Source organism: Massilibacteroides sp. (genome assembly GCF_028705895.1).
Lineage (GTDB): Bacteria > Bacteroidota > Bacteroidia > Bacteroidales > Tannerellaceae > Massilibacteroides.
On sequence record NZ_JAQWCQ010000055.1, the window covers coordinates 1 to 25316 of the forward strand.

A 25316-nucleotide genomic window follows, 5' to 3' on the forward strand; every position below is an offset into this window, starting at 1 on the left:
ATAAATCAAAAAACAAGGATGGACATTTTTTTACGCGTAAGTAAAAGGACGAAAAAAGTATCTATTTGTCAAAATAAAACACAAAAAATCAAAACTATTCGATTGATTTTAATGTATTGTAAATCAAGAATATGAACGGGATTGATTTTGTTGGAAGCCTCTGCTCAGCGTAATCTCTAAACCAATGTCATCAACTTAAGCTATACAGTTTGGTTTTAAGGCTGAAAGCCTGCTATATTATAGCCCTACGCAACGCGTTGGGAAGGATGTAGAACGAGGCTCGCGCCCTGAAGGGGCAACATAGCAGATGTTAGGGTAGGTTTATACTGTCCTTTCAGGCCGCAAAGGAAGGGTGTCCTATTACCCAACACGTTGTGTTGGGCTGATATATACTCGGCTTTCAGCCGGAATTATTCGATGAATAGTAAGACTAAAGTGGAGCAAGAAGTTTGAGTTGATGACATTGGTCTCTAAAATGCCAGTTTGCAGTATAGATGTATCACGATGGATTATTACCATAACAACCGGATATTTTGCCTGATCCGTATTATTTACTGTCTGAAACATAAAAATCCGATACAGATGAATAAATTTTATTTTCAAATCTGTTCGAGTATCCGAATAAGCGTAATAAATACATTTTTAACAAAAGACCTGTTGTTGACATAAAGAATATGAATATCTTTACGTTGGGTTCAGGTCTTTCCGACTGTTCTATAAATAATTTGTTAACATCTAATCGTAATTCAAATGAGGATACTTTGTTTTTGTTTAATCTTTATCACGTCAGGTGGTTTGCTTGTTGCTCAAAATAAAACTGTTAAATCCATCAATGGTCGTTTGGTTTTAAATATTGACATGAATAACGGAATGCCTTCGTATTCGGTGGTATATGATGATAAAACCTTAGTTGAAAATTCTCCGTTGGGCTTTGTGGCAGACATTGGCGACTTTTCCGGGTCGATGGTCTTTGTTAATGCGGAGGAGGGAGTAATCGATGAGCAGTATTCGTTGACGCGGGCTAAGTCATCATCTGTTCATTATCAGGCAAAGGAATTGACGTATTCTTTGAAAAACGCTGAAGGGCATCCGTTGTCAATCATTTTTAGAGTGAGCAATAATGATGTCGCGTTTAGATATGTTATACCGCAAAATGGGGAGACTGCTTGCTGTGTGATAAAGAAAGAAGCAACGGGTTTTAATTTCCCCGATTATGCAACGACTTTTATAACCCCTCAGGCAACGCCGATGATCGGATGGCAAAGAACGAAGCCAAGTTACGAGGAGGGATATATGCCTGATGAGGCACTCGGAACGCCTTCGCGGTATGGCGAAGGATATACTTTTCCTGCATTGTTCCATATTGGTGAAGATGGCTGGGTGTTGATTTCCGAAACAGGAGTTAGCAGCGCGTATTGTGGTTCTCATCTAACTGAAGGAACAAAAGATGGTTTATATACAATAGCCTATCCGAATCCCGGAGAAAATAATGGACTGGGAAGCTCTACTCCGGGTATTAGTTTGCCGGGAGAAACGCCTTGGCGCACGATAACGGTAGGGGCAGACCTGAAGCCTATTGTTGAGACGACTGTACCTTTTGATGTAGTGAAACCTTTGTATGAACCTTCCCGGGAGTACCGGTTCGGACGTTCTACCTGGAGTTGGATTATGTGGCAGGATAACAGTGTTAACTACGATGATCAGCTAAAATATATCGATTTGTCTGCGGCTATGGGATATGAATATGTCTTGATTGATGGGCTGTGGGATAAGCAGATAGGCGCGGATAGGATACCTGACCTGTGTAAATATGCACAGTCAGAAGGCGTTGATGTCTTTTTGTGGTATAATTCCAATGGTTACTGGAACAATGCGCCTCAGGGAGCTAAACAGCGTATGCATAATTCGATTGTCAGGAAGAAGGAAATGAAATGGCTGAAAAGTATTGGCGTAAAAGGATTAAAGGTTGATTTCTTTGCCGGAGACAAACAGGAGACTATTAAGCTTTATGAGGATATTCTTTCCGACGCAAACGATTATGGCTTGATGATTATTTTCCATGGATGTACGTTGCCAAGAGGCTGGGAACGTATGTATCCGAATTACATCGCGAGTGAAGCTGTGTTGGCATCAGAAAACCTGATCTTTAATCAAAAGGCGAATGATGATGAGGCCTATAGTGCTACTTTGCATCCGTTCATCCGCAATGCGGTAGGAGCGATGGAATTTGGCCCCGTTTTGCTTAATAAGCGACACAACCGTACAAATGACGGAGGTTCTATCCGTAGGACTTCTACTACATTTCAGATAGCGACGGCTGTTCTTTTTCAAAGCGCCGTACAGATGTTTGCCATCGCCCCGAATAATCTGGAAGATGCTCCGGAAGCTGCGATTGATTTTATGAAAGAAGTTCCAACAACATGGGATGAAGTGCAATTCATCGATGGTTATCCGGGTAAGTATTGCGTACTGGCGCGTCGTCATGGTGAGACATGGTACGTGGCAGGAATTAACGCGACAAAAAAAACGTTGAAGCTAAAGGTGAATCTTCCCATGTTTGCCGGTCAGGAAATAATAAAGTATGCAGACAATAAATTCGGCGAAACGTACAAGGAAACTCTGGGAATAGGAAAAGACGGAACTCTGTCGTTCATGATTCCGGAGAACGGAGGCATTGTCTTTACCCGGTAAGTCGTGATAATAGAAAGGAATCAGATATCGCAGATTAGGGTAGTGAAAATATAAAAAAAAGAACCACTCGGTATTCACCGAGTGGAACAGAAAATATAAAAAGGAGTGATTTCATAAAATAAAAAATCTCGTATATTAATGAGTAAGTCGTTTGTGTGTTAGGATTACCTACTTTTAACGATGAGGATTATTTACTGTCTGGAAGCTGTTTCAAGTATGTCTTATGTTCCTCTGTTAAGGCCGTTCCGCGATTGGTTAAATCCCAAATCCGTTCCTGTATATAGTAGGCTTGCTTGAAATACTGTTTAGATAATGACCCAAATTCTTCATAATTAATTTTTTTGTTAGCTACTATGTCGCATATCTCCAACAGAAGCGATGAATTAGAAACAACACCCCACTCTAACTTATTTGCTGTTGTCGGATTGACTATTCCCAAATGGCAGCAATGCATAAATAACAACACTCTTAGGCGTTCTTTCGCCGGAGCTGTAAACTCCGTTTTCTTCGTTAAGAGACCATACTGGGCTTCCCAATTTTGAGATTTGACTATTAATCCCGCAGGGAAAGTGACTTTAATATCTTTGTCTGTTGTATTCTCCAGAACAATAAATATCGGAACAGCATAGCCACTACCTATAGCTATGTCATATTTTTCTCCGTCCTTCATCATTTTCAGAAGATAATCGAATATAAATTGTTCAATGTAATCAAGGTTGATATTGTTATCACTGGCTCTTGAGCTAGCATAACTGCCTAAAACTCTTGATGGGTACCCAACAATTTCCTGGTTTAGTTTAATCCCTTCAGGCAATTCAAATTTAGTGCCGGTTAGCTCTCCTCGGTCATTGCCTAACCCTGAGATTTCCCCCGGTACATCAATTTTAATTTCAGAACCATTGGAATTGTTATCATCACTACTACAAGATAATATACCAAGAGGTAAAAACAATAAAAAGCAATAAAATAGAGACTTCATGATAAATAATAGTTTAATAAATAAGATGTATTAATATAATGCATCTTCGTTAATAATAGAAAGTACAAATCTACATAAAAAAATGATTTGTATTTGTGCTCAATAAAAGTAGCCTTTTTTTATCGGACTTTTATTCGGTCAGTAGTAATCCTTCTTTTATTTAATGTATTCAAATGAGAATAAGTGCAGTAAATATCTTTTGACAAAAGGCCTGTTGTTGACATCGGGAATGTGAATGCTTATACGCTGATCCTGAAAGACAAAATGAAGGAGAATTCTTTGTGTAGTAAATACGAACCTCCTAAAAACAATTAAAGGCTGTCTCACGACAACCCCTAATCAACTTTGTTAACCTTAAATCTAATACTATTATGAAAAAACCACGAAACAAAGGTACGGGTTTCTTTGACTTTGTCAATAGTTAAAGTGCTAATTAATGTTTTCAAACATATAATAAACGCTAATTAGATTCAGGAAAAATGTTTAATGCTTTATTTGTTTGCGTATATACGCTGAATTATGTCAACTACTTTCATTCCTTCCAGTACATTAGTCGTTATGGTCTCTTCCGAATGGCCGGATAGGACGTTTACTACGTTACGGATCACGAAGTTATGATTTTGAGCCGAACCTTTATATGGACCATAGTCGTTGCCCGGATTTGTAGGGGCGAGTTCTGGCATTGTATAGTCCTTGATATGACAATAGGAGACTTCATTCATATATTGCCCTCCAATCTTTACACTTCCATTTTCTGCTACAATCAGCATACTGCTTTCCAAGTTCTTATCCCACACAGAAGTAGAATAGTTAAGGCTGCCTATCCCTCCGTTTACGAAATCGAATGTGACTAAACCGGAATCTTCAAAATCTGTTAAATCCTGGTGGTTAAAGTCTGAAAAGCGAGCTTGAATATTACAGATATCTCCGAACAGCCAATATAAAATGTCAATAAAGTGAGAAAACTGGGTAAATAAAGTACCGCCGTCTAATCCGGCATTACCATGCCAGCTTCCCTGCTTGTAATATCGTTCGTCACGATTCCAATAGCAATTGAGTTGCACCATGAAGATTTTGCCTAACTTGCCACTTTCCACCATCTGTTTGATCCAGACTGAGGGTGGGGAATATCGGTTTTGCATCACGCAAAAGACCTGCTTGCTATGCTTTAAAGACGTGTAAACTATTTTTTCAGCATCTGTCAGACTTAGTGCCATCGGTTTTTCTAATACAACATGGCATCCTTTTTCGATTGCCTCAATAGCCATTACTGCATGTAATCCGTTTGGCGTGCAGATGTTGATAACATCGATGGTTAAGTCTGAAGAGAGCAATGCAGAGATAGAAGAAAAAAAAGGTGCATCGTAAGCCCCTAAATTTAATTCATCCTGAGGGCGGATATCACATAATGCTACGAGTTCAGCTCCTTCCTCACGTGTAATCATTTCCGCATGACGTTTGCCGATATGACCACAACCTACTACGGCAAAACGTATTTTCTTTTTTTCTTCCATATCTGAATATTATTTGCGTATGGCCGCTAATCCTTCTTTAATAGAATTAATAATATACATTTGCTCATCTTCTGTCATTCCCGAGTGAATGGGGAGCGATAAAACCGATTTGCAGACCTTTTCTGCTTCTGTCAGTTCCATAGCAATACGTATGCACCACTTAAACGCTTCCTGATGGTGTATGGGGAAAGGATAGTAAATGATAGTAGGAATTCCCTTCTCTTTTAACCACAACTGTAAATCATCCCGCTTCTCCTCTTGCACAAGAATGGTATATTGATGATACACATGAGTGGAAAAGGCTGCTGTTTGAGGTATCTTTATATTGTTGACAAAGTCAAGATGCTCTTGATACCTTTTTGCTATTTCCACACGAGCAGCCGTGAAAGCATCCATATATTTTAGCTTTATACGAAGTATTGCCGCCTGTATGGTATCTAAACGGGAATTGCATCCTATTATTTTATGTTGATACTTCTGTTCTTGTCCGTGCGATGCGATCATCCGGCAGCGTTTGGCTAAGTCCGGATTGGATGTGATTAATGCTCCGCCGTCTCCAAAACAAGCTAATGGTTTAGTAGGAAAGAACGATGTTGTACCGATGTCGCCAATAGTTCCGGCTTTTTTTCTGGTTCCATCACTAAAGATGTATTCACTTCCTGTGGACTGTGCGTTATCTTCGATCAGGAAAAGTTTGTATCGTTTGACGATTGTCAGAATTTTTTCCATATCACAAACTTGTCCAAACAAATGAACCGCAATGATTGCTTTTGTTTGTCTTGTGATAACCATTTCGATCTTCGAAGCATCCATGTTGAATGTCTTAGGATCTATATCAACCGGAACCGGTACTAAGCCGAGAAGTGCAACAGCTTCAGCTGCGGCAGCATATGTGAAAGCAGGTACGATAACCTCATCGCCTGGTTTTAGTTGAAGTGCCATCAGGGCTATTTGTAGCGCATCGGTTCCATTCGCACAAGGGATGACATAAGGGACGGCTAAATACTTAGCCAGTTCATCCGCAAAATCGTTAACCTGCGAGCCGTTTATGTATGCTCCACTTTCTGCAACCGATAAGAGGGCGGTATCGATCTCCTTTTTCAAGTGATGATACTGGCGCTTCAAATCGACCATTTGTATGTTAGTTTCAGACATTAGTTGAAAAGTCAGTTGTTATTTTACTTCGCTTCCGGGTTTTACAACCTTCTCCGGAGAGACTATAGCTAATGTTCCATCTGCATTTTCTGCAGAAAGAATCATTCCTTCAGATACAATACCTTTTAGCTTTCTTGGAGCAAGGTTGGCGATGAAGCAAACCTGTTTCCCTATCAGTTCCTCAGGTGCGTAATATTTCGCAATTCCGGAAACAATCGTTCTCGTTTCAAGACCGTCGTCGATCTTGAACTGTAATAACTTGTCAGCTTTCGGGACTTTTGAGCATTCCAACACGGTACCTACACGGATATCCAATTTAGTAAAATCATCAAATTCAATATTTTCGCGAATAGGATTTGCCTTGTGATTTGCTTCTTCATTTGCTTTCTTAGTGTCGAGTAGCTTCTGTACCTGAGCTTCTATTACATCATCTTCTATCTTTTCAAATAAAAGTTCTGTTTTCCCTAATTGATGTCCTGCAGGCAGAAGATCTGTTGATCCTAAGCGATCCCAGCCTAAAGGCTCAACATTCAGCATCTTGTTTAGTCTCTCCATGCTGAAAGGGAGGAAAGGTTCAAATGCAATAGCTAAGTTTGCTACAATCTGTAATGAAATATTCAGAATCGTTGCTACACGTTCCATGTCCGTTTTGGCTAATTTCCAGGGCTCAGTATCTGCCAGATATTTATTGCCTATACGAGCTAAGTTCATGGCTTCTTTTTGTGCATCACGGAAATGATAGGTGTCTAACAAACGTTCAACATCTGCTTTTACGTTAACGAAATCGTTTAAAGTTTCACGATCATAGTCCGTCAACTCGCCGGCGGCCGGTACTTTTCCGTTAAAATATTTTTCGGTCAAGACTAACGCTCTGTTGATGAAATTACCCAGAATGGCAACCAATTCGTTGTTGTTACGAGCCTGAAAGTCTTTCCATGTAAAATCATTGTCTTTTGTTTCCGGAGCATTAGCCGTTAAAACATAACGAAGTACATCCTGTTTTCCCGGCATATCTACTAAGTATTCATGCAACCAGACAGCCCAATTTCGTGAAGTCGAGATCTTGTCTCCTTCCAGATTCAGGAATTCATTTGCCGGTACATTTTCCGGAAGACAAAATGAGCCTTCTGCTTTGAGCATAGACGGAAAAACGATGCAATGAAAAACAATATTGTCTTTCCCGATAAAATGGACGATCTTGGTTTCCGGATCTTTCCACCAGGTTTCCCAGCTATCAGGAAGTAATTCTTTCGTGTTGGAAATATAACCGATAGGTGCATCAAACCAGACATAAAGAACTTTCCCTTCCGCCCCTTCTACGGGGACAGGAATACCCCAGTCCAAATCACGACTTACGGCGCGTGGCTGTAGTCCCATGTCTAACCAGCTTTTACACTGTCCGTAAACATTAGGCTTCCATTCTTTATGATCTTCTAATATCCATTTGCGTAAGAATGGCTCGTGCTTGTCTAACGGAAGATACCAGTGTTTGGTTTCTTTCATTACAGGCACACTTCCGCTTATTGTGGATTTAGGATTGATCAGATCGGTAGGGCTAAGTGATGTCCCACAGGCTTCACACTGATCTCCATACGCATGCTCGTTTTTGCAATGCGGACAAGTTCCTGTTATGTATCGGTCAGCCAGAAACTGTTTAGCTTCCTCGTCGTAATATTGTTCGCTTGTTTTTTCAATAAATTCGCCTTTGTCATATAATTTGCGGAAGAAATCCGATGCAACTTGTCTGTGAGTTGCAGAAGTAGTACGGGAATAAATATCGAATGTGATACCGAAATCTTCAAAAGACTGCTTAATAATTGCGTGAAAACGATCTACCACATCCTGCGGTGTAATCCCTTCCTTTTTAGCACGAATAGTAATAGGCACCCCATGCTCGTCCGACCCCCCGATCATTAAAACATCCTCTCCTTTCAAACGAAGGTAACGTGCATAAATATCGGCAGGTACGTAAACGCCGGCTAAATGCCCGATGTGAACAGGCCCATTCGCGTAGGGTAAAGCTGTTGTTATTAGCGTTCTCTTGAATTGTTTCTCCATACTTTTTGTTATCTTTTTGAGACACAAAGGTATGTTTTTTTTGCCAATAGTGATGCCGGTAAAGTGACTTTCTACATCCCCCAGCTTTCCCTGTCCAAGCTTCTATAATTAATCGCTTCAGCCAGGTGACGTGCTTCTATTTTTTCATGACCTTCCAAGTCAGCTATTGTGCGAGAAACTTTTAGAATGCGATCATATGCTCTGGCCGATAAGCTGAGCTTATTCATTGCGTTTTTTAATAACGCCAACCCTGCTTCATCCGGACAAGCATATTTATGTAATAGTTTCGTGCTCATCTGCGCATTGCAATGAATCCCTTCATAATCTTCAAAACGTTTCTCCTGTATCAGGCGAGCACGAATCACCCGTTCGCGAACAGCATTGCTTGGCTCGGACGGACGTTGTTCTGAGATTTTATCAAAAGGAACAGGCACGATCTCTATTTGGATATCGATTCTGTCAAGCAACGGACCCGAAATGCGATTCATATATTTCTGAACAGCTCCGGGAGAACACAAGCAAGGACGGTCCGGGTGATTGTAAAAACCGCAAGGGCAAGGGTTCATCGACGCAATAAGCATAAAGCCTGCAGGATAATCGATCGTGAAGCGTGCGCGAGATATCGTAATGCAACGATCTTCTAATGGTTGACGCATCACTTCGAGCACGTTCCTGCCAAACTCCGGAAGTTCATCGAGAAATAAAATACCATTATGAGCTAAGCTGATTTCTCCGGGTTGAGGGAAGGCTCCTCCTCCAACTAAAGCAACTCCGGATATGGAGTGATGCGGAGACCGGAATGGTCGTTGAATCATCAGAGATGTTTCTTTATCTATTTTACCGGCTACTGAGTGTATCTTGGTTGTTTCTAATGATTCTTGTAGAGTGAAGGGCGGTAGGATGGAAGGCAAGCGTTTGGCCAACATGGACTTGCCGCTTCCCGGTGCACCGATCATTAATAAATTATGGCCTCCTGCAGCGGCTACTTCTAACGCCCGTTTTACATTTTCCTGTCCGCGTACATCCGAGAAGTCAAGCTCATAATTTTCTTGTTGTTTGTAAAATTCTTCGCGCGTGTTGACAATCGTTTGTTCAAGTTCTTTTTTCTTGTTGATAAACTCAATTACTTCTTTGATCGTTTCTACTCCATAGACTTCCAGATTATCAACTACCGCTGCCTCGCGTGCATTTTGTTTTGGTACGATAAGCCCCTTGAATCCTTCTTCTTTTGCCTTAATAGCAATGGGAAGCACTCCTTTTACGGGTTGGAGACTTCCGTCTAAGGAGAGTTCTCCCATCATCATATAATGTTCCAAACGTTCGGAGTCTATTTCCTCTGCTGCGGCAAGGATTCCGAGAGCCAATGGCAGGTCGTATGCGGAACCCTCTTTGCGAATATCCGCCGGAGCCATATTTACCACAATACGATTTCTCGGAAATTTATAACCGCTAACCTGTAGAGCAGAAATAATGCGTTCGTGACTTTCCCGTACTGCGACATCGGGTAATCCTACCAAAAAGAACTGAATCCCTTTTGTGCAATTAACTTCAATGGTTACAATGGTAGCTGAGATGCCCTGCACTGCAGCGGCATAAGATTTTACAAGCATAAGTTAAGGAATGGTTTAATTAATCTATTTTTTGTTGTCGCCTAAAAGGTTGGCAAGTGTTTGCGTGATTTCCACGCCGTTATCGGTTTTGAGTATTATTTTGTTGTTTTCATCAATCAGGAAGCAACGAGGCAATATATTTATATTATAAAGATCAAATAATACTGCCGCCTGATTTGCAGAATCCGTTACTATATTCCATTGGATCGTATCTTTCTTTAAAAAATCTCTCACCTCTTTGGGGTCATCATCTAAGCTGATCAGCAAAATATCCAGACTCTTTTTTTTGTATTCCGTTGCTACTTTGTCCAAATGAAGAATATCCGTTTGGCACATCTCGCACCAGGGAGCAATGAACGCGAGTAACTTGTAGTCGGCAGTCAGCGAATCGAGCGTAAACGGTTTTCCATAGACATTTCTTACAGAAAATCCCGGAGCTTCTGCGCCTAAGGCCGTACGTTTAGCCCGGTTGCTGTATTCCGATAAATCTTTTATTAAATAGAAATCGGCAATCTGAGGATCAAGAACAGCCAGCAGTTCATCTAACTTCCTTGTATCGTCCGGAATAATAAAATAGGATTGAATGAGAACAGCCGACGCTTCTTCTTTAGGATTGTCACAGATGAAAGAAAGAACAGATTCTTCAATCTGATGTCTTACATTTGTCAGCTTCGCTGCTATATCAGTATCTCCTCCTGTCGATGTTTCCTGAGTTGTCAGAATATCATAAAGGTCAGTCTCTTCTTTTATTAACGACGAGATACTCTTATAAAATGATGAAAGCTTTTCATTTATGCGGCTACCTTTAACCTGAAGAAGTAAGGGATATTTTATATTTCCTGTAATGGATGCTTTCTGTTGTGGTTCAAGAAATACGGTTACATGCTTTGTCTTATTTTCAAAGAAAAGAGTTGCCGTGTTAAATCCTTCCTGATTCAGTTCGAAGTTAAACTGCCCCGGAGTAGTGCAGGTTATAGAGTCCATTATATTATCTCCGCTACCTTCATACACAATATAAACCAACGGATCTTCCAGATTCGTCAGCTTACCTTCAATCTTATATACTGCGTTACTACCACAGGAACAAAGATAAAAGAGAAGAGTAAATACGAGGAAAAAATTCTTCAACACTCCTTTTATTTTATCATTTATATATGGGGAGTAAAGATATAAATAATATTTAACAAATGGGGCTCGGGGAAAGAAATACTTATATGTGTAAATAAAAAAGTAGCTCCGGAAAACTCCGAAGCTACTTTTTGTAAAATTATATCTGTATTCGAATTATAATTTCGGGCCAAATGCAACAAGCGCTTTTCCTGCTTCGTTACCTTCAAACTTAGAGAAGTTTTTGATGAAACGTGCAGCCAAGTCTTTAGCCTTAGTGTCCCATGCCGATGCGTCAGCATAAGTATCACGAGGATCAAGAATTTTAGGATCAACTCCTGGTAATTCTGTTGGTACAACAAAATCAAAATAAGGAATAGTTTTTGTTGGAGCCTTGTCGATAGAACCATCAAGAATAGCGTCGATAATACCACGAGTATCTTTGATAGAAATACGTTTTCCGCTTCCGTTCCAACCTGTATTTACCAAGTATGCCTTAGCACCGGATTTTTCCATTTTCTTTACTAATTCTTCACCATATTTTGTTGGGTGTAAGCTAAGGAAAGCAGCGCCGAAACAAGCAGAGAATGTAGGTGTAGGTTCAGTAATACCACGTTCTGTTCCTGCTAATTTTGCAGTAAATCCTGAAAGGAAGTAATACTTAGTTTGTTCCGGAGTAAGAATAGATACCGGAGGCAATACACCGAATGCATCAGCAGAAAGGAAGATCACTTGTTTAGCGTGAGGCCCTTTAGATACCGGTTTAACGATGTTTTCAATATGATAGATCGGATAAGAAACACGCGTGTTTTCAGTTACGCTCTTATCTGTAAAGTCAATTTTACCATCAGCAGCAACAGTAACGTTCTCAAGAAGAGCGTCGCGTTTGATCGCTTTGTAGATGTCTGGTTCACTTTCTTTATCTAAGTTGATAACCTTAGCGTAGCAACCACCTTCGAAGTTGAATACACCTTCGTTATCCCATCCGTGTTCGTCATCACCAATTAACAAACGTTTTGGATCTGTTGATAACGTAGTTTTACCTGTACCGGAAAGGCCAAAGAAAATAGCTGTTGATTTGCCTTCTTTGTCTGTGTTTGCTGAACAGTGCATAGAAGCCATACCTTTAAGAGGTAATAAGTAGTTCATGTAAGAGAACATACCTTTCTTCATTTCACCACCATACCAAGTATTCAGGATAACCTGGATTTTTTCTGTTAGGTTGAATACGACAGCCGTTTCAGAGTTTAGTCCTAATTCTTTGAAATTATCAACTTTAGCTTTAGAAGCGTTCATGATAACGAAGTCAGGTTCACCGTAATTTGCCAGTTCTTCAGCTGTTGGGCGAATAAACATGTTGGTTACGAAATGTGCCTGCCATGCCACTTCCATAATGAAACGGAATTTTTGACGAGTGCCCGGGTTAGCTCCACAGAATGTATCAACAACGAATAATTTTTTGTCTGATAATTCTTTTGTTGCTAATTCCTTCACTGCTTTCCAGCATTTTGCGTCAACAGGTTTGTTGTCGTTTTTGTAATCATCAGAAGTCCACCAAACAGAGTTTTTACTAACTTCGTCCATAACAAAAAACTTGTCTTTTGGTGAACGACCTGTGTAAACACCTGTCATTACGTTTACTGCACCTAGTTCTGTTACTTGACCTTTTTCAAAACCTTCCAAACCGGCTTTGGTCTCTTCTGCGAAAAGTACGTCGTAAGACGGATTATGAACGATTTCGGTAACTCCCGTAATTCCGTACTTGCTTAAATCTAAATTAGCCATTACGCTTTTAATTTAATTAATTACTACTTATATAACTTTTCTCTATCTCTCAAAATTATGCGTACCTCAACGGTACGGATTGGCGTTCAATATCCGCCTTGTTAACCACGCAACAAATGTAGTACAAAATACCGAAAGAAAATACTAATTGGAGAAATTTTTCTCTAATAGGCCTTATTTTAACCCATATTTAGATTTTGAGCAACAAATTGTAGTTTGTTTTGCGAAAAAACGACAATACTGAAATGATATTGGGGTTTAAATAAATACATTGTTTATCAGTGCGTTAAAATGCTGATAGACTCTTTTTACGCAATGTTTGATTAATAAAATGACAATAGGCGTAAAAAGAAAAAACGGATGTCGTTTTTTGTCAAATTATATTTATTAATTTAGAGCCTGTTTTGAATTTATCGAAGAACCATGAGAACACGATTTGTTTATTTGCTTTTTATTTTCGTATGTATTGCTTCTTTAAGTGAAGCAAAAGTGAAGTTTGCTTCTGTCTTTACTGACAATATGGTATTGCAGAGGAATAGTAAGGTTGCTATCTGGGGGTGGGCAAATCCCGGAGGTAATGTGTCTTTAGTGTGTAGCTGGAATCCGTCCGATACAATGGTGGTTAAATCAGACAATCAGTCATTTTGGTCTGTCGAGGTACAAACAAGCAAAGAAGGAGGCCCTTATATAATTACTGCATCTGATGGGGAGAAAACCGAATTGAAAAATATTCTCCTTGGCGAGGTTTGGTTGTGTAGTGGACAGTCCAATATGGAATGGAGTGTAAACCACGGAATATTAAATGGTGAGGCGGAAGCAGCAGCGGCAGATTACCCGAATATTCGTTTTTATCATGTGCCCAAGGTTGGCTCTGAATCTCTTCAGGAAAATTGTCTGGCATCTTGGGAAGTTTGTACGCCCGAGACCATGCGTAAGACAAGTGCAATTGCTTATTTTTTCGGACGGAGTCTGCAGAAAGACTTGGATGTGCCTATCGGACTGATTGTGAGTGCTTGGGGTGGAACTCCGGCAGAAGTGTGGGTTCCTTACAATAATGTGATGAAAAACCCTGAACTGGAAAAAGCGAGCCAGGTTCGGGCAGAGTTTGACTGGTGGCCTAAAATTCCCGGCAGATGCTATAATTCAATGATCCATCCGCTAATGCCGTATGGTGTTGCAGGTGCTATATGGTATCAGGGAGAATCGAATGCGGCAGTTGGGCAAACCTCAACTTATGATCTACTGATGCGAACCTTGATTAAAAGCTGGAGAGAGGGCTTCAAAAAAGAGATCCCATTCTATTTCGTACAGATCGCTCCTTATCAATATGGAGAACAGGATAAAGCCTATTTAGTTCGTGAACAGCAAGAGAAAACTGCAAGCTATCCTAATACAGGTATGGTTGTTCTTTGGGACTTGGTAGATGATGTGAAGAATATTCACCCGAAGAATAAACAGGATGTGGGGCAGCGACTTGCAAACTGGGCATTAGCAAAGAATTACAATAAAGAAAATATTAGTTATCAAAGTCCGGCTTATCAATCAATGAAAATTGAAAAAAATAAGATTCGGATTTTGTTTGATCATGTATCGAGTGGCTTAAAATGTTCAGATAAAAAGATTACCGGTTTTATGATAGCCGGTGAAGATAAGCAATTTGTGCCCGCTAAAGTGAAGATAGACGGGAAGACAGTCATTGTTTCTGCCCCACAGGTGAAAAAGCCGGTGGCGGTTCGTTTTCTTTTTGATAACACGTCTATCGGAAATCTTTACACAAACGAAGGACTACCGGTTTCTCCTTTCCGTACAGATGAATTTGCGGAATAACAAAAAACGTTTTCCTATAATTGTCGCAAAGTTTTTCTATAACTGTGGTAAAACTTTTCCACAGATATGATAAAGTTTTACCACAGATATGGAAAAAGAAATAAGAAATAAGAAAACGTATTAATCACGGGACTTACTTCGTGGATGATGTTCTAATATTTCACGACGAAGAAATTCCCTGTCGATATGAGTGTATATTTCTGTCGTAACTATATTCTCATGCCCCAGCATTTCCTGTATGGCGCGCAGGTTTGCTCCTCCTTCAAGCAGGTGAGTTGCAAAAGAATGGCGGAAAGTATGTGGACTGACATTCTTCTTGACGCCCGCTAATTCTGTTTGCTCCTTGATTATATGAAACACCATGATGCGTGACAAGGCTGTTCCTCTTCTGCTCAGGAAAAGAATGTCTTCAAATCCTTTTTTTATTGGAATCAGATTGCGGTCGTAGAGATAGTTCTTGATTTCTTTTATCGCGGTATCCGAGATCGGGACAAGCCGTTGTTTGCTCCCTTTTCCTTGTACGCGGATAAATCCTTCTTCAAAATAAACATCCGAATAACGAAGAGAAGTCAGTTCAGATACCCGCAGGCCGCAACTATAAAGCACTTCAAGTATAGCGCGATTGCGCTGTCCTTCAGCTTTAGACAGATCAATCGTGTCTAATATGCTGTTTATCTCGTTTACAGAAAGAACTTCAGGTATTTTCATCCCGATTTTGGGAGCTTCAAGCAGCTCTGTCGGATCAATGCTGATGTATTCATCCAAAAGCAAATAACGGTAGAACGATTTTATTCCGGAGATAACTCTTGCTTGCGAGCGCGGATGAATTCCCAGATCACGCAGGGTGGCTACAAAATGTTGCAGGTCATTGTAGGTTATCGTTTTGTAATCCTTATTCTCCGCATAGATATACTGTAATAATTTGTCCAGATCAGTCAGGTATGCCTCTATTGAATTTTCAGACAATGCCTTTTCCAACTGAAGGTATAATTTGTATTTATTGACAATATCTATATGCTGTTCCATTGTTTACGCGCCTACTATATTAATGAATCAAATAAAATCATTACCTTTGTCTCGTATTTTTTCCTAAAAAGAACAGGAAGCAAAGGTAGTAAACTTACATTAGAATGAAGAAAATTCAGATTATTAACGGGCCTAACCTCAATCTGCTGGGTAAAAGAGAACCAACAGTTTATGGAAATACTTCGTTTGAGGCTTATCTGAATGAACTGCGCGGTTTATATCCACTCTGTGAAATTTCTTATTATCAGAGTAATATTGAAGGAGAATTGATAAATAAGATTCATGAAGTTGGATTTTCCTTTGACGGAATCATATTGAATGCCGGAGCATACACGCATACATCAATTGCGTTGCACGATGCGATAAAAGCGGTTAATACTCCCGTAATAGAGGTGCATATCTCAAATGTACATGCACGTGAAGCTTTTCGGCACGTATCTGTTATCTCGGCCGCTTGCAAAGGAGTGATCCTTGGCTTTGGAATGAATTCATACCGCCTTGCTATAGAAGCTTTTCAGTAATTGATAATGCGGTGTTAAATAAAAAGTATTTGATTAAATTTATTTTATTAGGTATATGTTAAAGCATACGAAGATTGTTGCTACTATTTCAGACCAGCGATGTGATGTGAATTTTATTGATTCATTGTATAAAGCCGGAATGAATGTTGTGCGTTTGAACTCTGCGCACATGAATGAAGAAGGGTTTAATCGTGTAGTTGGTAATACGCGGGCGGTTTCAAACCGTATTGCGATTTTAATGGATACAAAAGGGCCGGAAGTCCGTACAACGGTATCTAAAGAACCGATTGAATTTAAAACAAAAGAATTAGTTAAAGTTGTCGGTGATCCGAATCTGGAAACTACGCATGAATGTATCAGCGTATCATATGCTAATTTTGTGAACGATATGAATGTCGGTAGCGAAATGCTGATTGATGACGGTGACCTTGACTTAAAGGTGATTGAAAAGCATGCTGATCATCTGATTTGCGAAGTGGAAAACGATTCAACCTTAGGTAGTCGTAAGAGTGTAAACGTACCTGGTGTGCGTATTAATCTGCCTTCTTTAACTGAAAAAGACCGGAAGAATATCCTTTATTGTATAGAGAATGATTTGGATTTTATCGCTCACTCTTTTGTTCGTAACAAACAAGATGTGTTAGATATACAGCGCATATTGGATGAACATAACAGTCCAATTAAGATTATTGCAAAGATTGAGAATCAGGAGGGAGTCGATAATATTGATGAAATACTGGAGGTTGCTTACGGTATAATGATTGCCAGAGGTGACTTAGGTATTGAAGTGCCTGCTGAAAAGATTCCGGGAATACAACGTGTTATTATCCGTAAATGTGTGGAAGTGAAAAAGCCGGTAATCGTAGCTACGCAAATGTTGCATTCGATGATTAATAATCCTCGTCCAACTCGTGCAGAGGTTACAGATATTGCCAATGCGATCTATTACCGTACGGATGCGTTGATGTTGAGCGGCGAAACAGCTTACGGCAAGTATCCGCTTGAAGCCGTTCAAACAATGACGAAAGTTGCCCGCGAAGCCGAAAAAACAAAATTAGCAGCAAACGATATACGTGTGCCGATTGAAGGGAATGACCTGGATGTTACCTCCTATTTAGCTAAACAAGCGGTGAAAACATCTTCCAAACTTCATGTGAAAGCGATTGTAACTGATAGCTATTCGGGAAGAACCGCCCGCTATCTGGCTGCTTTTCGTGGAACATCAACAGTGTATGCAATCTGTTACAACGAACGGGTAATGCGCCTGTTAGCTTTGTCGTATGGTGTTTGGGCGGCATATCAGCCTTGGAACGATAGCCGACGTGATTATTTCTTCGAAGCATTGAATGAATTGAAGAAAAGTGGTCGTCTGACAAGTAATGATATGTTTGCTTATCTTAGTGGAAGTTTCGGAGAAGGCGGAGGAACCTCGTTTCTTGAAATTAATAATGTCGGAAAGGTGTTGAGTGCGAAAGACAGATATTCGCTGCCGACATTCAGCGAAGATAAGAAATAATGGACCAGACGTCGATAGAGGCATATATTTTGTCACACATGGATGAAGAAGGCGAATTGCTTTCGGGTTTATGTCGTGATGCGAATGTGAATCTATTGCGTCCGAGAATGCTTTCGGGGCATCTGCAAGGCAGAATACTAAAAATGTTCTGCCGTATGCTGGCTCCCCGGCGTGTTCTGGAAATCGGTACCTATACGGCTTATGCAACGTTGTGTATGGCTGAAGGGCTTGCTGATGATGCGCTGATCCATACTGTAGAGATAAATGACGAGATGGAAGACTTTATACAGAAGTATTTGTCTTGTTCTCCTGACCGGGAGAAAATAAAAGTTCATTTCGGAGATGCAATGGAGCTGATCCCGACATTTGATGAACTCTTTGATCTCGTGTTTATTGATGCAGATAAACGTTTGTATTCGGATTATTACGATCTTGTGTTTCCAAAGGTGAGAAAAGGTGGACTCATTCTGGCTGATAACACATTGTGGGATGGTAAAGTCTTGGAAAAGCCAATGGCTTCCGATAAACAAACGATCGGAATTTTGGAATTTAATGAAAAGATCAAGAATGACCGACGAGTGGAAAAAGTGATTTTACCACTTCGTGACGGGCTGACAATGATATGGAAAAAATAAAAAGATATGGAAAGTACAAGATTAAGTAAGATAGGAAGATTGATACAAAAAGAACTGGGTGATATATTCCAGAAACAAACGCAGGGTATGCCGGGGACACTTGTTTCCGTGAGTGTGGTTCGTGTCAGTCCGGATCTCAGCATCGCCAAGGCTTATTTAAGTATCTTCCCTTCTGATAAAGCCCCGGAATTATTAGAAGCCATCCGGACTAATACGAAAGCTATCCGTTATGACCTCGGACAACGTGTACGTCTGCAATTACGCAAGATTCCGGAATTGGCTTTTTATATTGATGATTCGCTTGACTATATTGAAAAAATAGACAAACTGCTCAAATAACCGTAGCTGAATTGTTTTGAATCTACCATTCCATATTGCCCGGCGTTACCTGATTTCAAAAAAATCACACAACGCTATTAATATCATCTCTATGGTATCTGTTTGTGGCGTGATGGTGGTTACCATAGCTCTTGTCTGCGTTATGTCAGTCATGAATGGATTCAGTAGCCTGATTGCTTCTCTGTTTAGTGACTTTGATCCGCAGCTAAGAATAATCCCGCAGACGGGAAAAGTATTTACCCCTTCACCCCAGAAGATGGAAGAGCTGAAAGCTTTGCCGGAAGTGTTTCTGTTGAGTGAGGTGCTGCAAGATAACGCACTGATAAAATACAATAATCGTCAGATGGTAGCCGTACTTAAAGGTGTAGATGCCGGATACGCTAAACAAATAAATATTGAAAACACCCTGATTGACGGAGAGTTTAAACTCAGAGAAGACGTGGTGGATTATGCTACGCTTGGAATTGGGCTGGCTTATTTTCTTGGAATAAAGACCGGATTTTCTACTCCAATGGAAATTTATGCTCCCAAACGAAATGAAAAAATAAATATAGCTAATCCTGCCTCTTCATTAAATATAGGATATGCCTATATCACGTCCGTGTTTAGCATCAATCAGCAAGTTTATGATGATAATTATATGATTGTTTCTCTTGATCTGGCACGTTCTTTATTCGATTATGAAGATGAGATATCCGCATTGGAGATTAAACTAAACGATAAGGTCGATGTTAACGTGGCAAAAGAAAAAATCAGCCGGATTATGGGGCAGGGATTTCTTGTTCAGGACAGAGAAGAGCAGCAAGCTGCTGCATTTAAAATGATGTCTGTTGAAAAATGGATGATCTTCATGATCTTGTGTTTTATTTTATTAATTGCTCTCTTTAATGTGGTTGGTTCATTGGCTATGTTGATGATTGAAAAGAAAGACGATGTACGGACATTGCGCAATCTTGGAGCTGATAACAACCTGATTCGGAAAATCTTCCTGTTCGAAGGCTGGATGATCTCCAGCGTAGGAGGGGGGATAGGATTAGTAATCGGGGTGACACTTTGCTTACTTCAGCAAGCATTTGGTATTATCAAATTCGGTGCGGGAGCCGATGCTTTCATTATTGAAGCTTACCCCGTACTGGTTTTATTTGGAGACGTTGTCGTTGTTTTGATCACCGTTTTGTTAATAGGCTTTCTTGCTGCCTGGTATTCAGTCTATCATTTGGGTAAGCGGTGGATAAAATAACAAGGAGAACGTGGCTTCGACACATTCTCCCTGAAAACTGAAAAATAAAAATTTACAACTTATTCTTTTATCTGCTTCTTGCTGATCTTTAGCTCAAGAACGAAAGCGACAATTAGTCCTATACCTCCAAATAATAAAACTGACGCTCCATAAGCAACAGCAACCATATCGTTGCGGAACCAGTGTTCATTTGTGTAAACAGGACTCTGCATCATTGCCCAATTGATGAAAAAACCAATCAACAAACCTAATCCGACACCGGCTAATAAGGCTCCTGCTTTTAGGGCACTGAAAGAGAAATTTCCTCCGAAACCAGGGAGACGAAACTTACCTTCAATAAGTGAAGGATCTATCTTCTCACTTAGCTTTTCAATTATCGCAAGACGTTCGTTTTTGCGAACAAAAAGTTCAAAAACTCCATAAATCGCAGCAAATACAATCGCAACTGTAAGCGGCATACTAATAAAATCCATCATAGCTGTACTATTTAAAATGTTTAATTGTTCGTTTGCTATTTTGACGCATTGGTTTTGATAAGGTTACAGTTGGCCGTAAAATATATTTATTTTGTACTTTTATCTTCTTGAGTGTAACTTCCTGACTAAACTTGCGTCCATATATATAAACAATGGAGCTATATACCGATACATACTATATCCGAAGAGTGCAGGAAGGTGATACTGCCAGTTTTGCCTGTATTTTAGACAAATATAGTCGTTCGGTATATTCTTTGATCTATAGGATGGTCAACAACAAGGAAGATGCGGAAGAATTGACACAAGATGTATTTCTGAAAGTTTTCCGAAGTTTGTCGGGATTTAAAGGAGATAGTAGTTTTTCCACCTGGCTGTACAGGATCGCTTACAACACTGTAGTCTCTGCTATGCGAAAAAAGAAACAGGAGTTTTTGGCGATTGAAGAAAACCTGTTGAATAATACGACTGAAGAAGATCTTATTGAATTTTATGGTGACAGCAATCAGGAGGAGCGATATTGCCAGTTAGAGAAGGCTTTGGATTTACTGCCTTCTGAAGAAAGAGGGATCGTTCTTTTATTCTATATGGAGAATAAAACGATAGAAGAGATTGCAGGAATAACCGGATTGAGTCTGACGAATGTAAAAACAAAATTACATCGAATCCGAAAGAAGCTATACGTTATATTAACACAAATGAAAGAAGAATAGTTATGCATACGACCAAGAGAAATAACGATGTACTCAGGGAACTATTTTCCCGTTTGCCTGAAAAACAGCTACCGGATAATTTCCGCGTAAGCATGATGCAAAAAATAAAACAAGAGGCCGTTTGCCAGGAGAAACAGGAAGAACGGAAGGGCTTGTTGATTACGATTTCCATTGCAGCTATTATTCTTATATTGGGTATTCTTGCCCTTTCGTTCCTTAAAATTTCTCCAAGAGAATTTCGTATTCCTGATTTCTCTACCGTTCCTTTCTATTTGTATATAGGAGGTCTGGTTTCTCTTCTACTTATTGCCGATTATAAATTCCGCAAACGTTTTAATGAGAAGCATTCAAAATGAGACAGTCAGCTTATCTGTTCTGTTATAGTATTCTTGTATATTTCTTGTTTTTCTCCGGCTTAATTGAAGTCAGATCGGCTATGTTTACCGGCTGACCACTTTCGATGCTCTTACGGGCAGCTATACCAACAAGACAAGCTAACGCACCATCGCGAATACCGGCGCATTGTTTCATAGGATCAGGGGTGTTAGGAACGAATATCTGATCTTGCAATAACGCATCTCCTCCTCCATGCCCCGAAGTACCATGAGGAATATGAATATATTCTCGTTTTCCGAAATTTTTAAAAAGTATGATCTCATCGTAGTTAATATCACTCACCGGCCTTGACTCTTGTATCCACGCATCTATCCGTCCTTTTGTGCCGTTGAAAGCTATCCGATATCCTTCATAAGGTGAATAAGCCGTTAAAGAATAAGAAACCTGTACGCCATTTTTGTATTTGATACTTGCGGCCATTTTATCGAAAATATTTGCATCGTTCTTAAACACACATCCATCACGCAGGTAGCCATCATATTTCTCGTTGTTTACATATATCTTTTTATAATAATCATTTTTGGTTACATCCCAATAGAAGTTACACTCTTTGGTATGTGGACAAGTGCGACAGTTCTCTGCGCGGAACTTTCCATTCTTACCATAAAATTCCAATGCCCCTAATCCGTAAACAGTTTCCGGATCACTGTCAATCCACCAGTTTAGCAGGTCAAAATGATGACTTGCCTTATGTACCCAAAGCGACCCACTTTTCTCCGTCAGGCGATGCCAACGCCGGAAATAATCAGCCCCATGAGATGTGTCTAAATACCAGTGGAAGTCAACCGAAGTAACTTCTCCGATTTCATTCGCCTGAAGAAGTTCCCATATTTTAGCTCGATGCGGAGAATAACGATAGTTAAACGTTATACGACAAGTCTTCCCCGTTCTTTTTTCAGCGTCAATGATTGCTTGTACCTTTTGTTCATCAATAGTCATTGGTTTTTCAGTCAGGACATTTGCTCCTAATTCCATACCCCGGATAATAAACTCATGATGTGTTGCATCCACCGTTGTTACAATCAGCAGCTCCGGCTTAGTCTCAATCATCATCTTTTCAAAATCAGTAAAAGACGGACAGTCTGTTCCGATATATTCCTTAGCAAAGGCTAAACGACCTTGATTGATGTCGCAGAGACCGACAAATTCGAGTTGCTCTGAATAACGTTTCATAAGATCCCGCCCCCACATACCGCAACCGCGAGAACCGGTGCCAATAAGCGCTACCTTTAATTTTTTTGCCGGAGCATTTGACTGTTCAAGAGTCACAGCCTTTAAATCCTTCGGCTTAATTAATGCAGTTCCGGCAATAACGCCTGTTGAAGCCAGAAAGTTTCTTCTGGACATAGATTTAAGATGATTTTTCATTTTCGTATTATTGGTTTTTATTTTTGAACAAGATACAACAAAAATATTTTTTAAAGTCAACAAAATCAGCGATTAATATCTACTTTTGTTTAACTATTTTACATTTTAATATTACGAAAGATGAAAAAGATTGTTTTTTTCGTGTTAAGTTTATTCATGATTATGGGATGTGTGAAAAATAAAAAAGAAATTTTTAAAGAAGCAACACCACCTGTTGCTGTAAAAAAAGAACATGTTAGAACGATTCACGACGACACGGTTGTGGATAATTACTATTGGATGTATGATTATTTCGGAAAAGGACCGGATAGTACATTGGTGCTGGATTATTTAAAAGCAGAAAATGAGTATGTGGATACGGTGATGAGTAACACAAAAGGTTTTCAGGAAGCTTTGTTTCAGGAAATGAAAGCACGCATCAAAGAAAAAGATGAGAGTGTTCCGGTATTTAAAAATGGCTATTTCTATTATACACGTACGGAAGAAGGAAAGGAGTATTATAAATATTGCCGGAAGAAAGGAACATTAGATGCGCCCGAAGAAGTTCTGCTTGATGTTGATGCGATGGCTGATGGGCACGCTTATTATGCTGCAGGAGGTTTTTCTATTAGTCCGGACAACAAATTGATGGCTTATGGCGTGGATAATGTAAGTCGCAGACAATATACGATTTACATAAAAAATTTAGAAACAGGAGAGACTTTTTCGGATGCAATAACAAATACAACCGGAGGTTCGGTATGGGCAAACGATAATAAAACGCTTTTCTATACCTCAAAGAATGAAAAAACACTTCTGTCGGAAAAAATCAAACGACATGTTCTGGGAACAGATGCCGCCAAAGATGAAACAGTTTATACGGAAACAGATAATACCAATTATATTGGAGTGGGAAAGAGTAAGAATGATAAATATATTATGATCTATTCTCAGGCTACGCTTTCTTCCGAAGTCTTCTTGTTGGATGCTTCCAAACCGACTGATTCGTTTAAATCTTTTCAACCAAGGATGAAAGACGTTCTTTATGATGTAATTCCATTGGAAGACGAGTTTCTTGTGCTGACAAATAAAGATGCTGTTAATTTCCGGTTGATGAAAACCCCGATTACAGCAACCGGAGTTGATCATTGGACTGAAGTAATTCCTCATCGTGAAGATGTGCTGATCGAAAGTGTGGATGAATTCAAAAACTTCCTTGTCGTGGAGGAACGCAAAGAAGGATTAGTACAGTTCCGCGTTATCAACCGAGCAGATAATAAGGATTATTATATTGATTTCGGCGAACCGACCTATATGGCTTATACATCTTCCAACCCCGAATACGATACGGAAACAGTTCGTTATGGATATACCTCACTTACTACGCCAAGCTCTACTTATGATTATAATATGGTAACTCAGGAGAAGACGTTACTTAAACAACGTGAAGTATTAGGCGGATATAATAGTGAAGACTATCAGGCAGAGCGGATTTATGCTACAGCCGAAGACGGAACGAAGATACCTATTTCGTTAGTTTACAAGAAAGGAAGTGAACGTAATGGTAAAACGCCTTTGTTGTTATATGGTTATGGAAGTTACGGGGCAAGCATGGATGCTTCATTCAGCAGTAACAGGCTAAGCTTGCTGAATCGTGGTTTCACTTACGCAATAGCTCATATTCGTGGTGGTCAGGAAATGGGACGACAATGGTATGAGGATGGTAAATTAATGAAGAAAAAAAATACATTTACCGATTTTATCGACTGTGCTGAGTTCTTGATAAAAGAAAAATATACCAGTCCGGAGCATCTCTATGCAGAAGGAGGTAGTGCAGGAGGTTTGTTGATGGGTGCCGTAGTGAACATGGCTCCACTGTTATGGCACGGTGTCATTGCGGCTGTTCCTTTTGTTGATGTCGTTAATACGATGTTAGATGAAAGTATCCCTTTAACAACGAATGAGTTTGATGAATGGGGAAATCCCAAAGAGAAAGAAGCTTATCTTTATATAAAAAGCTATAGCCCATACGAAAATATTGAGAAAAAGGATTATCCAAATATGCTGGTCACAACCGGACTCCATGATAGTCAGGTACAATATTTCGAACCGGCGAAATGGGTTGCGAAATTACGCGAAATGAAGACCGATAATAACATTCTTTTACTAAAGACAAATATGGATTTCGGACATGGAGGTGCAAGCGGACGCTTTGATTATCTTAAAGATATAGCATTGGAATACGCTTTTTTCTTTTCATTAGAAGGTATTGCCCAATAGGCTAAACCGGTAGGCCTTAAGCCCCTTTCGTTATAAAATAACACACAAACTATCTTCTTTGAGAAGTGTTGTGTGTTATTTTTTATGTTTTTTTAATTATATTT

At 39.7% G+C, this 25316-nt stretch carries 21 protein-coding genes; 10 read left to right on the forward strand and 11 right to left on the reverse strand.

The features are described 5' to 3' along the window. Positions 1-360: 360 nt before the first annotated feature. Positions 361-567 carry a hypothetical protein gene (locus PHT93_RS12475; protein ID WP_300243476.1) on the reverse strand — a complete coding sequence of 69 codons (207 nt, stop codon included), beginning with the start codon at positions 565-567 and terminating at the stop codon, positions 361-363. Between the two features lie 183 nt (positions 568-750). Between PHT93_RS12475 and PHT93_RS12480 the strand changes: the two genes are divergently transcribed. Beyond that, positions 751-2691: a glycoside hydrolase family 97 protein gene (locus PHT93_RS12480; RefSeq protein WP_300243478.1), complete on the forward strand. Its 1941-nt coding sequence runs from the start codon at positions 751-753 to the stop codon at positions 2689-2691. 187 nt (positions 2692-2878) lie between these two features. On the opposite strand, the gene PHT93_RS12485 is transcribed toward PHT93_RS12480, so the two are convergent. The 7 genes from PHT93_RS12485 to pckA all read right to left on the reverse strand — a co-directional run bounded on the left by PHT93_RS12485 (position 2879) and on the right by pckA (position 12899). Next, positions 2879-3670, reverse strand: coding sequence for a hypothetical protein (locus tag PHT93_RS12485; RefSeq protein WP_300243480.1), 792 nt, complete (start codon positions 3668-3670; stop codon positions 2879-2881). Positions 3671-4161: 491 nt separating this feature from the next. Next, on the reverse strand, positions 4162-5184 hold the full coding sequence (locus tag PHT93_RS12490; RefSeq protein ID WP_300243482.1) for a Gfo/Idh/MocA family oxidoreductase: 1023 nt from the start codon (positions 5182-5184) through the stop codon (positions 4162-4164). A 9-nt stretch (positions 5185-5193) separates the two neighbouring features. Beyond that, a complete protein-coding gene (locus tag PHT93_RS12495) occupies positions 5194-6339 on the reverse strand; it encodes a DegT/DnrJ/EryC1/StrS family aminotransferase (RefSeq protein ID WP_300243484.1) in 1146 nt (381 codons plus the stop codon). Positions 6340-6357: 18 nt separating this feature from the next. Continuing rightward, positions 6358-8397 (reverse strand): methionine--tRNA ligase, encoded by a 2040-nt coding sequence (gene metG, locus PHT93_RS12500; RefSeq protein ID WP_300243486.1) that lies wholly within the window; start codon positions 8395-8397, stop codon positions 6358-6360. Positions 8398-8468: 71 nt separating this feature from the next. Further along, the gene (locus tag PHT93_RS12505) at positions 8469-10007 is read right to left on the reverse strand and encodes a YifB family Mg chelatase-like AAA ATPase (RefSeq protein WP_300243488.1); all 1539 of its coding nucleotides are present in this window, start codon (positions 10005-10007) and stop codon (positions 8469-8471) included. 24 nt (positions 10008-10031) lie between these two features. Next, on the reverse strand, positions 10032-11138 hold the full coding sequence (locus tag PHT93_RS12510) for a TlpA disulfide reductase family protein (RefSeq protein ID WP_300243490.1): 1107 nt from the start codon (positions 11136-11138) through the stop codon (positions 10032-10034). 153 nt (positions 11139-11291) lie between these two features. Beyond that, the gene (gene pckA, locus PHT93_RS12515) at positions 11292-12899 is read right to left on the reverse strand and encodes a phosphoenolpyruvate carboxykinase (ATP) (protein ID WP_300243492.1); all 1608 of its coding nucleotides are present in this window, start codon (positions 12897-12899) and stop codon (positions 11292-11294) included. Positions 12900-13322: 423 nt separating this feature from the next. Between pckA and PHT93_RS12520 the strand changes: the two genes are divergently transcribed. Next, on the forward strand, positions 13323-14726 hold the full coding sequence (locus tag PHT93_RS12520; protein ID WP_300243494.1) for a sialate O-acetylesterase: 1404 nt from the start codon (positions 13323-13325) through the stop codon (positions 14724-14726). A gap of 120 nt (positions 14727-14846) precedes the next feature. On the opposite strand, the gene xerD is transcribed toward PHT93_RS12520, so the two are convergent. Then, on the reverse strand, positions 14847-15752 hold the full coding sequence (gene xerD, locus PHT93_RS12525) for a site-specific tyrosine recombinase XerD (protein ID WP_300243496.1): 906 nt from the start codon (positions 15750-15752) through the stop codon (positions 14847-14849). 104 nt (positions 15753-15856) lie between these two features. Here xerD and aroQ point away from each other — a divergent pair, with 104 nt between their 5' ends. Genes aroQ through PHT93_RS12550 form a run of 5 tightly spaced genes read left to right on the forward strand, consistent with a single transcriptional unit; the run spans position 15857 to position 20003 of the window. Then, positions 15857-16273, forward strand: a complete 417-nt coding sequence (gene aroQ / locus PHT93_RS12530; protein ID WP_300243498.1) for a type II 3-dehydroquinate dehydratase — start codon at positions 15857-15859, stop codon at positions 16271-16273. Positions 16274-16328: 55 nt separating this feature from the next. Beyond that, positions 16329-17789, forward strand: a complete 1461-nt coding sequence (pyk, locus tag PHT93_RS12535; protein WP_300243501.1) for a pyruvate kinase — start codon at positions 16329-16331, stop codon at positions 17787-17789. Further along, positions 17789-18424 (forward strand): class I SAM-dependent methyltransferase, encoded by a 636-nt coding sequence (locus PHT93_RS12540; RefSeq protein ID WP_300243503.1) that lies wholly within the window; start codon positions 17789-17791, stop codon positions 18422-18424. Before pyk ends, PHT93_RS12540 begins: the two co-directional genes overlap by 1 nt. A 6-nt stretch (positions 18425-18430) precedes the next feature. Continuing rightward, a complete protein-coding gene (gene rbfA, locus PHT93_RS12545) occupies positions 18431-18763 on the forward strand; it encodes a 30S ribosome-binding factor RbfA (protein ID WP_300243506.1) in 333 nt (110 codons plus the stop codon). Between the two features lie 16 nt (positions 18764-18779). Next, positions 18780-20003, forward strand: coding sequence for an FtsX-like permease family protein (locus tag PHT93_RS12550; RefSeq protein WP_300243509.1), 1224 nt, complete (start codon positions 18780-18782; stop codon positions 20001-20003). A gap of 59 nt (positions 20004-20062) precedes the next feature. Here PHT93_RS12550 and PHT93_RS12555 read toward each other — a convergent pair whose 3' ends face one another. Continuing rightward, the gene (locus tag PHT93_RS12555; protein ID WP_300243512.1) at positions 20063-20479 is read right to left on the reverse strand and encodes a DUF6249 domain-containing protein; all 417 of its coding nucleotides are present in this window, start codon (positions 20477-20479) and stop codon (positions 20063-20065) included. Positions 20480-20631: 152 nt separating this feature from the next. Between PHT93_RS12555 and PHT93_RS12560 the strand changes: the two genes are divergently transcribed. Both PHT93_RS12560 and PHT93_RS12565 read left to right on the forward strand, forming a co-directional pair. Further along, on the forward strand, positions 20632-21189 hold the full coding sequence (locus PHT93_RS12560; protein WP_300243514.1) for a sigma-70 family RNA polymerase sigma factor: 558 nt from the start codon (positions 20632-20634) through the stop codon (positions 21187-21189). Between the two features lie 2 nt (positions 21190-21191). Then, the gene (locus PHT93_RS12565; protein ID WP_300243516.1) at positions 21192-21545 is read left to right on the forward strand and encodes a hypothetical protein; all 354 of its coding nucleotides are present in this window, start codon (positions 21192-21194) and stop codon (positions 21543-21545) included. Between the two features lie 22 nt (positions 21546-21567). Here PHT93_RS12565 and PHT93_RS12570 read toward each other — a convergent pair whose 3' ends face one another. After that, a complete protein-coding gene (locus PHT93_RS12570; protein WP_300243519.1) occupies positions 21568-22932 on the reverse strand; it encodes a Gfo/Idh/MocA family oxidoreductase in 1365 nt (454 codons plus the stop codon). Positions 22933-23073: 141 nt separating this feature from the next. Here PHT93_RS12570 and PHT93_RS12575 point away from each other — a divergent pair, with 141 nt between their 5' ends. Next, positions 23074-25212 (forward strand): S9 family peptidase, encoded by a 2139-nt coding sequence (locus PHT93_RS12575; protein ID WP_300243521.1) that lies wholly within the window; start codon positions 23074-23076, stop codon positions 25210-25212. The last annotated feature ends 104 nt before the right edge of the window (positions 25213-25316 follow it).

Excerpts from the sequence above, each read along its gene's own strand:
- PHT93_RS12485 (WP_300243480.1), bottom strand. The coding sequence starts at position 3,670 with ATGAAGTCTCTATTTTATTGCTTTTTATTGTTTTTACCTCTTGGTATA.
- PHT93_RS12490 (WP_300243482.1), bottom strand. The coding sequence starts at position 5,184 with ATGGAAGAAAAAAAGAAAATACGTTTTGCCGTAGTAGGTTGTGGTCAT.
- PHT93_RS12480 (WP_300243478.1), top strand. The coding sequence starts at position 751 with ATGAGGATACTTTGTTTTTGTTTAATCTTTATCACGTCAGGTGGTTTG.
- xerD (WP_300243496.1), bottom strand. The coding sequence starts at position 15,752 with ATGGAACAGCATATAGATATTGTCAATAAATACAAATTATACCTTCAG.
- PHT93_RS12520 (WP_300243494.1), top strand. The coding sequence starts at position 13,323 with ATGAGAACACGATTTGTTTATTTGCTTTTTATTTTCGTATGTATTGCT.
- pckA (WP_300243492.1), bottom strand. The coding sequence starts at position 12,899 with ATGGCTAATTTAGATTTAAGCAAGTACGGAATTACGGGAGTTACCGAA.
- PHT93_RS12565 (WP_300243516.1), top strand. The coding sequence starts at position 21,192 with ATGCATACGACCAAGAGAAATAACGATGTACTCAGGGAACTATTTTCC.
- PHT93_RS12495 (WP_300243484.1), bottom strand. The coding sequence starts at position 6,339 with ATGTCTGAAACTAACATACAAATGGTCGATTTGAAGCGCCAGTATCAT.
- PHT93_RS12560 (WP_300243514.1), top strand. The coding sequence starts at position 20,632 with ATGGAGCTATATACCGATACATACTATATCCGAAGAGTGCAGGAAGGT.
- rbfA (WP_300243506.1), top strand. The coding sequence starts at position 18,431 with ATGGAAAGTACAAGATTAAGTAAGATAGGAAGATTGATACAAAAAGAA.
- PHT93_RS12505 (WP_300243488.1), bottom strand. The coding sequence starts at position 10,007 with ATGCTTGTAAAATCTTATGCCGCTGCAGTGCAGGGCATCTCAGCTACC.
- pyk (WP_300243501.1), top strand. The coding sequence starts at position 16,329 with ATGTTAAAGCATACGAAGATTGTTGCTACTATTTCAGACCAGCGATGT.
- aroQ (WP_300243498.1), top strand. The coding sequence starts at position 15,857 with ATGAAGAAAATTCAGATTATTAACGGGCCTAACCTCAATCTGCTGGGT.
- PHT93_RS12575 (WP_300243521.1), top strand. The coding sequence starts at position 23,074 with ATGAAAAAGATTGTTTTTTTCGTGTTAAGTTTATTCATGATTATGGGA.
- PHT93_RS12555 (WP_300243512.1), bottom strand. The coding sequence starts at position 20,479 with ATGATGGATTTTATTAGTATGCCGCTTACAGTTGCGATTGTATTTGCT.
- PHT93_RS12540 (WP_300243503.1), top strand. The coding sequence starts at position 17,789 with ATGGACCAGACGTCGATAGAGGCATATATTTTGTCACACATGGATGAA.
- PHT93_RS12570 (WP_300243519.1), bottom strand. The coding sequence starts at position 22,932 with ATGTCCAGAAGAAACTTTCTGGCTTCAACAGGCGTTATTGCCGGAACT.
- metG (WP_300243486.1), bottom strand. The coding sequence starts at position 8,397 with ATGGAGAAACAATTCAAGAGAACGCTAATAACAACAGCTTTACCCTAC.
- PHT93_RS12475 (WP_300243476.1), bottom strand. The coding sequence starts at position 567 with ATGTTTCAGACAGTAAATAATACGGATCAGGCAAAATATCCGGTTGTT.